Raw genomic sequence first — 14221 nt, forward strand, 5'->3', positions numbered from 1 at the left:
TAAAAGCCCAGGAACTCCCGGGCTTTTAAATCTAACTTTTTACAAATATTTCGTTTAAAAATACAATAATTCTATTATTGTCTAATTAAAGTTCCTGTTTTTCCTTCCAATCCTTCTAACGCTTTTTCAAGAGAAGTGATTATTGCCTTTCTATTTTCTTTTGATTTTACAAATCCTAATGCTGCTTCAACCTTCGGTTTCATAGAACCTTCTGCAAATTCTTTTTGTTCTATATATTTTTCAGCTTCTTCAACACTCATTTCGCTCAACCATTTTTCTTCAGGCGTTCCAAATTTAATTGCAACTTTTTCTACAGCAGTCAAAATTATCAGTACATCAGCATCGACAAGTTCTGCCAATTTAGCTGTTGTAAAATCTTTATCTATAACAGCAGGAACTCCAACATATTCTCCAGCTTCATCTACCACTGGAATGCCGCCACCTCCAGCAGCCACTACTATTGTTGAATTATTATATAAAAGCTCTACCGACTTCTTTTCTATTATGTCTATTGGCTTTGGTGAAGGTACAACTCTTCTATATCCACGACCCGCATCTTCTTTAAAAACCAATCCTGTTTCCATCAATTTTTCTGCTTCTTCTTTAGAATAAAAAGAACCTATTGGCTTAGTTGGATTTTCAAATGCCTTGTCATTCTTATCTACTAAAACTTGTGTTACAAGAGAAACAACGTCCACTTTCATATCTCTTTTGTTTAGCTCATTCTCTATTGAGTTTTGTAGATGATATCCTATATAGCCTTGACTCATTGCCCCACATTCCGGAAAAGGCATGTTTGGAGTATTTGCTTCTGATTTTGAAGCAGTTTCCATAGCTAAATTTATCATTCCAACTTGCGGACCGTTACCGTGTGAAATTATTACTTTATTTCCTTCAGCCACTAAATCTACAATTGATTTTGCAGTAATCTTAACCGCCTCTTTTTGTTCTTCCGGTGAATTGCCAAGTGCATTTCCACCAAGTGCTAAAACTATCTTTTTAATAATAATCCCTCCTAACTATTTAGTGCTCTGTCTACATTTCTTATGAAATCTTGAACATTAGTTACCATTGAAACAGCTGTTACAGTTCCTCTGTCTGATAATTTATTAACAGCAAATTCTTGAATGTCTATTGTATACATATATACCGGTCGAATTTCTCCGTCGAATTCATTATATGATGGAGTCATATTTCCAGTTGCTATGGTAAATAAAATTGCTGACATCATGATTATAGTTGAAGTTTTTCTCGCGTGAGACCTCATTGTATTTTGTGCTTCATATACATTATTTATAGTCTCAGGCAATCCCAATCTGTCACGAATTGTCCCTGCTATTACAAATGGAACATCCATTTCAACACATGCTTTTATAAACCCATCTTTTACTAACCCTGACTCAACAAGCGCTTTTGTAGAACCGTATTTTCTAGCTAAGTTAAGTGTTTCAAATAAATTTCTAGTCGTATTCTGCTCTTTTTCAAAATGTTCTTGACCCCAAGATGTATTAAATAATCCCTTTTCAAGGTCAAATGCTGCTGTTTCTGTACCACAGAAAATTGCTTGAACAAAGCCATTTCTTATAAGTCTTGCCAATGCATTTCTTGAGTCTGTATCAAGCGAAAGTGCAGAACCGACTATCAAAGTAACATATCCATTATTTGCTTTCTCATATCTTAAAACTTCATAAAGAGTATCGTAGTCTATAGAAAAAGCTGTTTCTCTTGAACGGCCTGAACGGAATGCAAAAGTATCTGTATTTTCATCTGCTGTTAAAAATCCTCGAGTCCAAACATAGATACCTTCTGAGGCATCTTCAGTACGTCCTATTACAACTTTGTCACCTTTTTTTAAGTTTCGAAACTCTACTATGTTTACACTCTCTTCTCCCAATGTATCATTTGCAACACATACTGTGTCCATTCTTGATTGAGTTGCTAAAACCCATTTCCCATTTATTTTAAAATATTCAGGATAAACTGAAAGAGCATGGTAATTTCTTGGACTTATTCCATCTATTTTTACCTCCTCCAAAGTTACATTAGGAGCTTTTTTCAAAAATTCTTGTTCAAAATCCGGATGATGATATTTTGGCATTTCAAATTTCATTTTAGATTTCCCCCCTGCTTTCTTCTTTATCTCTCTCAATTCCTACATATTCTTCTTCAGGTATCTTCATCTCATCTGCGAAAACTTTGTTCGCTGGTGTTATAAGAGCTTTTTCACAATTTACTACAAAGTCTTGTACATTAGTTACCATAGGTACAAATGCCATCAATTCTCTTGCAGCTCCAACTTTGTTTACTACATTTTCTGTTACATCTATTGAATACATGTAAACCGGTGTTATTCTTCCATCTTTTCTGACAGTATATCCTGAAGCCATGTTTGCTACAGAAAGACTATGAAGCATAGTTGCTATACAAATTATCAATGTTGACTTATCAAGTGCTTTCTTAGTCTCAGTAAGTGCTCTCTCAGTATCTCCTATAACTTCTGGTAGTGGTCCATCATCTCTAATCGAACCACTTAGTACAAAAGGAATGTCCATGTCTGATAAAGTCTTTATTATTCCATCTTTTACATTTCCACTAGCTATAAATTCTTTTATAGAACCTATTGTCCTAACTTCATTTAACAAATCTAAATGGTTGTAATGTCCCATCGGAACATTTTCTTGAGTATATATATTTTGTCCCAATGCTGTTTGTAAAAATCCGCCTTCTAAATCATGAGTACACATTGCATTCCCACCAAGCAGACAATCAATATATCCATTTTCAGCTAACTGATTAAGTGCTTTTCTTGTGTCATAGTCAAAGACAACACTAGGTCCTAAAACCCATGTAATGTATCCATCTTCGCTATCTCTTTCATTTTGCATAAGCTCAAATAAATACTCATAGTCTTTTGAAAATGAAGTTTCTACTGCCTTTCCAAGTGTTGAATATATCGATTTTGGAAATCCCTTTCTATATACCAAGACTCCTGTGTCCATCTCTCCAGTCAAAGATAATACAACTTTCTCGCCTTTTTTAAGCTCTCTTATCTCTTTTATAAAAATTTCCCCATTTTCCAAAACAGCTACACAGTTTAATGAATTGTGTTTTGGAAATAGCCATCTATCTTCATATTTATAGAAAGTTGGCATATGAGTTGTAAGATAAAAATTATCAGGCGCTACTCCATCTCTTTCAACAACTCCCAATTCAATATTCGGTGCATCTTTATACTTTTCTTCGGAAAAATTTGGTGAATTAAACTCAGGTATTTGAATTCCCATGCTTGCCTCCTATTTTTATTTAATATCTACATATAATCTTTCATTTTCCATTTTTAAAATAATACTAATACCATCTTCTGTTTGATTTTCTAATTTTCTCTTGCATATTAAAAAATATACTTCATGTTCTATATACTTTTTGATTTCTCTTGCACCCATTTTTTCTTTTAAAACATAACTTGTTAATCTATCAATAAACTCTTCTGTAATATTTAAGTCCACACGACTATCTTTTAATAGCTTTTTTAGTTCGTTGAGGTTATGTTTTATGAGTTCTTTAATGGTGTCAGGGGTTAATGATTTCAAATAAAATATATAATCTACATAGTTATCAATTTGAAATCCTAAATTTTTATTAATATCTTTAATGCTTTCGTCCACTCCACAAGTTGTAGTCAGTATTACAATTGTATTTTTAAAATTTATCTCTCGTCCTTTATTATCTTTTACTTTGCCATCTTGAATAATCTGCATGATTAAGCTTTGAACTTCTCTATGAGCATTTTCTATATTTTTAAACAATATCACACTGTAAGGTTTAGTTCTTAAAGCTTCTGTTAAGACACCGCCCATTTCATATCCTACATATCCTGGAGGTGCACCTATCAATTTTGTTATAGAAGCTTTTTCGCTAAATTCACTCATGTCAAATCTTATTAAACTTGTCTGCCCATCAAACAAATTTCTTGATACAACTTCTGCAATATAGCTTTTCCCCGAGCCTGAACTCCCACATATTAAAAAAGTTCCTATAGGTTTATCTCTGTTGATTAAACCACTCTCTGAAATCATATAAGTATTGACTATCTTATCTATCAATTCATTTTCGCCAACAAACTCTTCTTTCATAGAGTTTTTTATTTCATCAAGCTTTTCAAGTTTATTCAATTGTAGTTTCACTTTCGGCATTCCAGAAATTTTAGATATAATTTCTTTCACTTCATTAGCAGTTACTCTGGTGTGTATTGGATAATATGGTTGTATATCAGTTAAAGATTTTATTTTTTCTTCTATTCTTTTTTTTGCAATAATGAGCTCATCTAATTTTTTAAAATCATGTAGCTCTTTTGCCTCTTCTACTTGTAAATTTATATCTTCTATCTCTTTTTCATTTAATAATATATCTTCTTGTCGCTTTTTTTCTAAATTATACAATTCAGTTCTATGCTTTAATAATGCTTCAAGTTTTTCAATTTCTCTTTCTTTTTCACTTAGTCTATCTTTTGAAACACTATCCACTTCATCTTTTAATGCAATCTTTTCCATCTCCAACTTAACAATATTTCTATGCAAATTATCAAGCTCTTCCGGTTTTTGATCTCTCGCCATTCTAACGAGTGCACATGCTTCATCTATTACATCCAGTGCAACATCGGGCAACTTCCTTTCAGTTAAAAATCGCTTTGAAAGTTTTACAGCCTCTATCAATGCTCCATCTGTAATTTTTACCATATGATGATTCTCATATTTTTTCTTTAATCCTCTTAATATGGCGATAGAATCTTCTATGCTTGGCTCTTCAATCAAAATTTTTTGAAACCTTCTATCTAAAGCTCCATCTATTTCAATATATTTTCTATATTCCTCTATAGTTGTCGCTCCTATAGTTAGTATTTCTCCTCTTGCAAGCATTGGCTTTAATATGTTCGCAGTATCCATGGTCCCAGATGTATTTCCGCTTCCCATTATGTTGTGAATTTCATCTATAAACAAAATTATTTTTCCATCTGAATCTTTAATTATATCTAAAAGTTTTTTAAGTCTTTCTTCAAAATCACCACGATATTTAGCTCCTGCAATCAACGCAGTCATATTTAATGAAAAAACGATCTTTTCTTTTAAATTGTCCGGAACATCTCCTCTTACAATTCTTTGAGCTATTCCCTCTACAATTGCCGTCTTTCCTACGCCCGCTTCTCCAATTAAGACAGGATTGTTCTTTATTCTTCTTGTAAGCACCCTTATCGCACTTCTTGTTTCTTCATCTCTACCTATAACAGGATCTAATTTTCCTTCAATTATTTCTTTTGTGAGATTTCTCCCATATCTTTCAAGATTTAGCATAGTTTCTTGAGATACTCCACTTAAAAAAGCTTCATTAAATTTTTTTGAAACATATCTCATAAAACTTTCATAGTCTACTTTAAATGACATTGCAAGCTTAGCACTCGCAATGTCATTCTCTCTTAAAAGAGCTAAAAATAAATGCTCTATAGTTACTTTTTCTTCATATAAATTTCTTGAGATTTCTTCAGATATTAACAAAACTCTTTGATAAGATCTACTCACGTATAAATTAGAAACACCTTTCAAACTTCTCAATTTACTTATTGCATTTTTAACATCTTCTTTTAAGTTTTGTAAAATAACTCCTCTTTCCTTGAAATAATCCTTAATATTCTTATTCGGATTTAGAAGAATGGTATAAAAAATGTGTAAATCGGTTACTTCATTGTTGTTATTTCTTATAGCAACTTGATTCGATTCATTAATTATATTAATAGCTGCCTGTGAGTATCTTGAAATATCCATTAAAACAATAACCCCCAAATTATATGCGATGCTATTCCTGCACTTAGTCCTCCTATTGTGTGAGATAGTATGGCATTTCCCGTCATCTCTTTAGTATCAAGTGCATCCATCATTGCAATATGTGTTGATAAATATCCGCTCCAGCACATGCAAATTGAAGTAAATACCGCTATGTCATTTCCACCTATTATTTTTTTACTTGCCATATCAGAAACCATACCAATTGCAGCTCCACTACTTCCAAGTGCAGTTATAGGTATAGCAATGGCCTTAGGTGTGCTAAATCCAAATAGTGGCGTTAAAATAAAACTAAGTTTTTCGCCAATTATTGGCAAAATTCCTATCCCCTGATTTGCACTGCCATCGTATATTCCACTTGCTCCTGTTCCATTTGTAAGTAAAATTACAATTGTACAAATTAAACATACTCCGGGAATTATGGCAATACCCATATCAACTCCTATCTTTCCACCTTCTAAAAGAGATTGTATAAATCTTGACCCCACAGAGCCTTCTCTTATTTTTCTCTTCCCATTAGGTAATGAAACAGTATTCTTACACTCAACCATTTCTTCTGTTCCATAATACTTCTTAGTTTTTCTAATCATAAGTCTCACGGAAACAACACTTCCTATAATAGCTCCTAAAAGACCTACCAATGCACCTTTAATTGCTCCATCAACAGGTAACGCCATCATTGAAGTAACAGTGATAAGACCCATGCCAAATGAAGTCCCCAAATTAGTTAGGGCTGGCATTTGGTATTTTTTAAAATATTTTCTGAAATTATCATCATGTGCGAGAGTCAATATAGCAGGGTTATCTGACATAAAACAGTTTAATATACCTATTGAACTGGCCCCCGGTAAATCATAAATTGGTTTCATAATTACAGATACTGCCTTATTTATTAAAGCTATAACTCCAAATTCAGAAAATATAGAAGAAATCCCCCCTGCTATAACTGCAACTGCCATAAGATAAAAACAAACATTTATAAGCAAATCAAACGCAGTATTCATCATTGTCTTAATCATATTGGTTCCGCCCATTACGTTCCCAATATAGGCAAATAGCCCAAAAAATATTACTAAAAATATGGGAGCTTCCCATCCAATTTCTTTTTTTAACAGTCTATCATTCTTTAATTCTTCCATTTATTTTCCTCTGTCATAAAATTTGTTGACTATTTTTTAGCCCCCGGATAATATTTCGGATCTTTAAAAAATTCATCTACAAGCTCTTTAAGTTCTCCACTGAGCATTATCATACCTACCATGTTAGTAAAAACAACAAGTCCTAAAGTTGCATCCAAGAATACTCCTGCATTATCAAATGATACAAATCCACCAAGTATAACCATGCCGCAAGCTATAAGTCTTACAACTTTACCTATAGTTGTACCGAATAGATATTCGCCTTGTTTTTCAGCATAAAATACTATAACTATTATTGTAGAAAGTACAAATAAGAACAAACTTATTGCTATAATTGCTGTTCCAACTTGTCCAAATGCAGAATTAAATGCTCTCTCAACCCCTATATCTTTCATATCAGGATTTTGATAAAGCCCTGTTACAATAACTACAAGCGTAGAAATTGTACATACGATAATTGTATCTGCTATTACTTCAAATATACCCCACATACCTTGTCTACAAGGATGGTCAGTAACTGCTGTTGCGTGTGCATAAGGCGCTGAACCCATACCCGCTTCATTTGAATAACAACCTCTTGCTGCTCCGGCTCTAATAAGTTGAGCTATACCTGCTCCGGCTGCTCCTCCAACAACAGCTCTTGGATTAAATGCTCCGACTATAATCATTCTAAATGCTTCAGGGAGTTTATCTATATGCATAACTATAATTGCAAGACCTGCCAATATGTAGATTGTTGCCATTATAGGTACCATCTTTTCAGTTACTTGAGCAATTCTCTTAATCCCGCCATAAGCTACTAACACAACCAACACAGCTATTATAACAGCTGAAACCACTCTTGATAAACCCAGTTGTTCCAAAGGCGCAGCCGCTGAAATCGTTTGTAATGTTATTGATGGCAATATTTCTATCATAAAGAAGAAAGATACTAAGAACCCCATTATCTTGCCTAAAGTTCCTCCAATACCCTTTTTAAATGTATATGCAGGTCCTCCAACATATTCTCCTTCAACATTCTTTTCTCTATACTTAATACCTAATATTATTTCTCCAAACTTAGTTGCTTGACCTATTAAAGCTGCAATCCACATCCAAAATATTGCTCCAGGACCTGCGGTAAAAATAATAGAAGGTGCTACTACTATATTTGCCGCTCCTATTGACGATGCAAGTGCTGCCGTTGCCGCTTGGAAAGGACTTACTGAACCCTCTCCTCCAACATTAGAAGAAAACATTTTTCCAAAAGTTTGTTTTAAAATAAATGGAAGATATCTGACTTGAATAAATCCTGTTCTCACACAGATTATAAGCCCTCCACCAAGTAATACTATTAATATTGGCCATCCCCAAAATGCGTTAGTTATATCAGATATTATTTTTATTAAATTTTCCATAATAAACTCCTTTAGTTAATTGAGATTTAGGGGAAACTGTTGCGTCTCCCCTAAATACACCAATAAATTCTCTATCTCATAAGTTGTCCATTAACAAAGAGTTGCATAAATTACCGCTTTTATAGTATGCATTCTATTTTCAGCTTGATCAAATACTAATGATTGTTTTGATTCAAATACTTCATCGGTAACTTCCATTTCTTCTAATCCGAATTTTTCATAAATATCTTTTCCAACTTTTGTCTTTGTATCGTGGAAAGATGGTAGACAGTGTAAGAAAATAGCTTCTTCATTAGCATTTTCCATAGCCGCTTTGTTTATTTGATAATCCTTCAAAAGTGATATTCTCTTTTCCCAAATTTCTGCCGGCTCGCCCATAGATACCCAGATGTCAGTGTAAAGAATATCAGCATTTTCAGTACCCTCTTTAACATCAGATGTTAAAGTTACTGTACAGTGATTTTCCTTAGCTATTTCTTTTGCCATTTCTACAAGATGATCTTCAGGGAATAATTCTTCCGGTGCACAAGCCACGAAATTAACTCCTAATTTTGCGCAAACTATCATAAGAGAATTAGCAACATTGTTTCTTGCATCTCCCATGTATACAAATTTTAATCCTTTTAAATATCCAAAATGTTCTTCAACTGTAAGCATATCTGCCAACATTTGAGTTGGATGCCATTCATCAGTCAATCCATTCCATACAGGTACTCCTGCATATTTCCCCAATTCTTCAACTGTTTCTTGAGAGAATCCACGATACTCAATACCATCATACATTCTTCCAAGAACTCTTGCTGTATCTGCAATAGATTCCTTATGTCCCATTTGAGAACCGGCTGGATCTAAATAAGTTACTCCCATTCCAAGGTCGTTTCCAGCAACTTCAAATGAGCATCTAGTTCTAGTTGAAGTCTTTTCAAATAATAAAACAATATTTTTCCCCTCAAGATACTTGTGTGGTTGTCCTGCTCTTTTCATTGACTTGAAGTTTTTAGCAAGTTCCATTAAGTAACGAACTTCTTCTGAACTAAAATCAATCAACTTTAAAAAATTTCTACCTCTAAGATTTTGTGCCATTTTAATCACTCCTTTATGTAACTTATCTTTACTACCTAAGATTAATTTATCACATTTGAAAACATTTCCAGAGACAAATTAAGATTAATTTTCTGTAAATAATTTCTATTATCTCACAATGTACAAATATGGCTATCTTTATAGTACTAATTTAGTCCAATGTTTTCCAATTGCACTAAAGTGAATTACGTATTATAATAATTTTATCACATTAAATATAACTTAAACATAGAATAATGTTTCTTATCTGATCCTTATGTTATATTTTGGAGAGATTCACCATGAAAAAAATTAAAATACAAGAAAATTATAACGAAACTGTTGATAATAACTACATTTTTAATTTTGACATACAAAGTGATTCTAAACCCACAGAACCACTTTTGCATAAACACAGCAGATTTATCTACATCTTAGAAGGACATGGCAAAATTAAAATTCAAAATAAAATTATAGCCTTATTCCCGGGAGTTATAATTTCAATAGCTCCGTGGCAAATTTCGGAAATAATAGAAGTTTCCGAAGAACTCACATACTATCTTTTGGTCTATAATTTTAATCTCCTAAACATCTATATAAAAAAAGAATTTAATATCAATAGTGAAAACATTAACATAATAAATTCTCTTTATAAATCAAATGTAATCATACCTTCCAGCAAAGATTCACTGAAAATAAAATCAATTTTTGAAGATATTAAAGATGAATTTGGACTTTGCTCTGTTAATTTCATTTCAGAATCAAAACCTTATTCAACTCTTTATGGCATTTCAAAATTTGCTGAACTCTTAGTTATATATTTAAGAAATATTAATGAAACTACACCAGCTGACGATGAAATTAACCCGGACATGATTTTTATGTATATGTTTTTAAACTGTTGCAATAATTTGAGTTTAGAATTGATTTCAAAAGCATTCTTTATGAGCGAAAGTTCCATCTCCAAATATATACATGATTTTACCGGAATTGGATTTTATGAATTATTAAATGAAATGAGAATTTTTAAAGCTAAATTTCTTTTAACTCATACAAATTTAAATATAAAAGATATTGCATATATATTAAACTATTCCGATCCCGGGCAACTATCAAAAATATTCCATGACAAATATCATCTTGGAACTAAAGATTTTAAAAAATTACAATGTCCTGAGTCATTAGTAAACATAAGGCTTGATTATAGAGGACTAAAAATAATTGAATATATGTATGAAAATTATGATGAAGAATTAGATATAGGCACAGTTTCAGATTTATTTAAGACCACACCAAAAAATATAAATAGTATTCTAATGTATTACATTGAGAAAAATTTTTACAACTTTTTAAATCAAATTAGAATTCATAAAGCTTGCGACCTACTCACTGAGACTGAACTTCCTATCGCAGATATTTCAGCTTTAGTAGGATATAATTCTACAAAAACTTTCGTCAGAAATTTTATAAAGATTTTAAATATTACCCCTTCTGAATTTAGAACAACATATATAAAATAAAATAGGCGATAAACGGAAAAATATGATCCATTTATCGCTTATTTATCTCTTTTAAGTCAATTATTCTATCTGATATTTTATCTATCAAAGCATAATTATGTGATATAAATAACATGCCCATCTTTCTCTGTCTCACATAGTTGATTAATTCCTCCAGAAGTTTGACTTGTGTTATTGCATCTAACATTGAAGTTATTTCATCAGCTACCAAATACTTAGTATCTTCATGCATAACTCTGGCTATACATATTCTCTGTAACTCTCCTCCAGATAGCTCATTTGGAAAATTTCTTAACCAGAAATCTTTTATTCCAAAACTTTTAATTACTTCTTCACTTACGTTCCAACCTTCATTTAAAATTTTTGATACTTTCCAGTTTGGGTTTATGCTTTTTTCAGGATGCTGATGAATCATTTGTACTTTTAAAAATCCTTGCAATTTTTCTATGTCTTCTCCATCCACTAAAATTTTACCTGAGTTTGGTTTTAGATATCCACTCATCAACTGTCCCAAAGTACTTTTCCCATATCCAGACGGAGCCACAATTCCCAAAATTTCATTTTCATCTAATTCTAAACTCAAATTTTTTATAATTGGAGTTGTTTTGTCATAAGAAAAACACACATTTTCTAACTTTATCAATATTTCTTCTCCTAAAAGTCAACTTTAAACTCATTTTCAGGCAAAGCTCTTAACAACTTCCTTGTGTAATCGTTCTTTAAATTTAAGCCATTATTTTCAAAATCTTTTATGTCTTCAACTTCTATAATTGTCCCATCCCAAAAAACTGCAATCCTATCTGCAAACTCAAGTGCCATTTTCAAATCATGTGTTATGACTAAAGCTGATTTTCCTCTCTCTTTTAAGGATTTAAAAAAGTTAACTGTTTCTTCAACACCCAAGTCGTCCATACCTGGTGTTGGTTCATCCGCTACTATCAAGTCAGCTTCACTAATCATACTTTCACTGACGAGTATCCTTCTTGCCATCCCCCCCGAAAGTTCAAATGGATATTTATCAAGGACTTCTTTTTTTAATCCAAACTGATTTAACATTTCTTCGTATTTCTTTTCATCTCTTTTATAAAATTTAAGTTGCTTTTTAATTTTTAAAAGTGGATTTAATGAGTTTACCGTCTGTGGAATTAACCAAATTTGTTCACCACGCAGCTTTTCAATAGATCTATTGTTTAACGATTGCTCTTTATAATAAATTTCACCCCTTACAACAGCATTATATGGTAATAAATTTAAGATTGCATGAGCTAATAAACTCTTTCCGGACCCACTCGCCCCAACAATCGCAACAACTTCATTAGCTCCAACTTTTAAGTTTAAATTGTGTACTACATTTAATTCTCTTACTCTAAGACCTTTTTCATACTGTAGAAATGAAATGCTTAAATCTTCTATATTTAATAACATAAAATCACCTGTGATAAGAATATGGGCAAATTAAATCTTTTAAACTTTCTCCTAAAAAATTAATACATACTACTATACTCACCAATGCTATCCCCGGAAATATTGCCAAATGCCAATAACCATAAATTAAATATTTCATAGCCTCTGACAAAATTATTCCCACCGCCGGTGTAGATGCATCAAATCCAAATCCCAAAAATGTTATTCCTGCCTCATGTAATATTGCATGAGGAAATAACAATATAGTTCCAACTAAAATCTGTGGTAATATTTTAGGTATAACGTGATTAAATGCAATATATAAACTGCTCTTACCCATAGCTTGTGAAATTTTTATGTAGTTTTCTTGTTTTATCTCCAAAATTTCAGCTCTTATAATTCTAGTAAGAGAAGTCCAATGAGTCAGTGCTATTCCAATTATAATCCCTTTAACCCCTCTTCCAACTGCTACAGCAATTACAATTAAAAACACCATGTGTGGTATTGCTAAAGATATATCTATCAGCCAATTCACAATAATATCTGTCTTTTTGCCAAACACAGTCAATAGAATTGCAAAAGTCATAGTTATTAAAACACTGGAAAAACTTGCAACCATTCCTACACAAATTGATATCCCAAGGCCCTTAACTGTCCTTAAAAACATATCTCTGCCTACTGCATCAGTTCCAAAAAGATGCTCTAAACTAGGACCTAGAAACTTTTCAGAAAAATTAACTTTTAAATCTGCTTCACTTATTCTCCAATAACTTATAAATATATATGCTATAAAAAATATTGCTACGGTCATTATAGTTAATGTTATTTGTCTTTGTGATTTTCGTTGATTAGTATTTTTAAAAATTTTTATTTTTGATTTTATATCTTTATTAAATTCCACTTTTCCTCCTAAGCCTTGGGTCTATAAATAAATATAGTAAATCACAAACTCTATTGCCCACATATACAAACACACCGGAAAAAACCACTAATCCCAACAGTAAAGGCGTATCACCTCTAAGCCCAGCCTCAACTGTCAAATTCCCTAAGCCCGGATAATTAAAAACATTTTCTACTAATACAGTCCCCGAAAACAATTCGCTAAAATACGTAAATTGAAGTGTCAGTCCAGGTAAAATCATATTTTTAAAAGCATAGTTCCAAAGTATCTCTCTCTTCTTTAATCCTTTTGCCTTTGCATAAAGTACATAGTCTGAGTTTAAAATGTCTTCAACTTTAGCACGTGTTTGTAAAATTATATTTGAGACTCCTGCCAACACAAGACTTATACAAGGTAATACCATATATTTTAACCTTTGTAAAAAATTTACATCTATATCTCTAACACCTATTGGCGAACCCATAGATGCCGGAAACCAATTCAATTTTATTGAAAACACAACTATCAACATCAACCCTATCCAAAATGTAGGCATTGCAGCAAAAATTAAAGCATATAACTTAATTGCTTTATCTTTTATTGTGCCTACATTAGCCCCTGCAACGATCCCTAATACAATCCCAAATATCCCCTGTAGAAGCCATGCACATGCCATTAGCATAATAGAAGATGAAAACCCTCTTTTTATTATTTCTAAAACTGGTCTATTATATATATTTGAGATTCCTAAATTCCCTCTTAATAAAAATTTAAGCCATATTATATATCTTTCAAATAGCGATTTATCTAAGCCCCATTTTAATATTAGGGCTTGTTTTTCGTCTAGTGTTAAACCTATTGCCCTGCTCCTTGTAAATGAAGCAACAGGGTCAATAGGCGATTGATCTATCAATAAAAAAGATATAAAAGAAATACTTAAAATTAAAACACAAAAGAATAAAGTTTGTTTTATAATCTTTTTCAT

12 protein-coding genes are annotated in these 14221 nt (G+C 32.1%); 1 reads left to right on the plus strand and 11 read right to left on the minus strand.

What is annotated here, in order from left to right; all coding sequences use genetic code 11:
- Nucleotides 1-74: 74 nt before the first annotated feature.
- From arcC to argF, 7 genes are all read right to left on the minus strand, one after another.
- Nucleotides 75-1004, minus strand: coding sequence for a carbamate kinase (gene arcC, locus DYE58_RS03195; protein ID WP_040552115.1), 930 nt, complete (start codon nt 1002-1004; stop codon nt 75-77).
- 11 nt (nt 1005-1015) lie between these two features.
- Entirely contained in the window at nt 1016-2110 is a 1095-nt protein-coding gene (locus DYE58_RS03200) for a putative NPN-dependent ornithine cyclodeaminase (protein WP_004819379.1), read from the minus strand.
- Between the two features lies 1 nt (nt 2111).
- Nucleotides 2112-3284, minus strand: a complete 1173-nt coding sequence (locus tag DYE58_RS03205) for an ornithine cyclodeaminase family domain (RefSeq protein ID WP_004819383.1) — start codon at nt 3282-3284, stop codon at nt 2112-2114.
- Nucleotides 3285-3299: 15 nt separating this feature from the next.
- The gene (locus tag DYE58_RS03210) at nt 3300-5816 is read right to left on the minus strand and encodes an ATP-dependent Clp protease ATP-binding subunit (RefSeq protein WP_004819384.1); all 2517 of its coding nucleotides are present in this window, start codon (nt 5814-5816) and stop codon (nt 3300-3302) included.
- A complete protein-coding gene (locus DYE58_RS03215) occupies nt 5816-6973 on the minus strand; it encodes a CD0519/CD1768 family membrane protein (RefSeq protein WP_004819386.1) in 1158 nt (385 codons plus the stop codon). Before DYE58_RS03215 ends, DYE58_RS03210 begins: the two co-directional genes overlap by 1 nt.
- A 29-nt stretch (nt 6974-7002) precedes the next feature.
- Nucleotides 7003-8370 (minus strand): alanine/glycine:cation symporter family protein, encoded by a 1368-nt coding sequence (locus tag DYE58_RS03220; protein WP_004819388.1) that lies wholly within the window; start codon nt 8368-8370, stop codon nt 7003-7005.
- A 90-nt stretch (nt 8371-8460) separates the two neighbouring features.
- Nucleotides 8461-9453, minus strand: coding sequence for an ornithine carbamoyltransferase (gene argF, locus DYE58_RS03225; protein WP_004819390.1), 993 nt, complete (start codon nt 9451-9453; stop codon nt 8461-8463).
- 281 nt (nt 9454-9734) lie between these two features.
- Here argF and DYE58_RS03230 point away from each other — a divergent pair, with 281 nt between their 5' ends.
- Nucleotides 9735-10952, plus strand: a complete 1218-nt coding sequence (locus DYE58_RS03230; protein WP_115312008.1) for a helix-turn-helix domain-containing protein — start codon at nt 9735-9737, stop codon at nt 10950-10952.
- A 31-nt stretch (nt 10953-10983) separates the two neighbouring features.
- On the opposite strand, the gene DYE58_RS03235 is transcribed toward DYE58_RS03230, so the two are convergent.
- Genes DYE58_RS03235 through DYE58_RS03250 form a run of 4 tightly spaced genes read right to left on the minus strand, consistent with a single transcriptional unit; the run spans nt 10984 to nt 14221 of the window.
- Entirely contained in the window at nt 10984-11595 is a 612-nt protein-coding gene (locus DYE58_RS03235; RefSeq protein WP_004819395.1) for an ABC transporter ATP-binding protein, read from the minus strand.
- 11 nt (nt 11596-11606) lie between these two features.
- Nucleotides 11607-12377, minus strand: a complete 771-nt coding sequence (locus DYE58_RS03240; RefSeq protein WP_004819396.1) for an ATP-binding cassette domain-containing protein — start codon at nt 12375-12377, stop codon at nt 11607-11609.
- Between the two features lie 4 nt (nt 12378-12381).
- Nucleotides 12382-13257, minus strand: a complete 876-nt coding sequence (locus DYE58_RS03245; protein WP_245946040.1) for an ABC transporter permease — start codon at nt 13255-13257, stop codon at nt 12382-12384.
- Nucleotides 13247-14221 carry an ABC transporter permease gene (locus tag DYE58_RS03250; protein WP_115312330.1) on the minus strand — a complete coding sequence of 325 codons (975 nt, stop codon included), beginning with the start codon at nt 14219-14221 and terminating at the stop codon, nt 13247-13249. Before DYE58_RS03250 ends, DYE58_RS03245 begins: the two co-directional genes overlap by 11 nt.

This window comes from Peptoniphilus indolicus (assembly GCF_900454665.1).
Lineage (GTDB): Bacteria > Bacillota > Clostridia > Tissierellales > Peptoniphilaceae > Peptoniphilus > Peptoniphilus indolicus.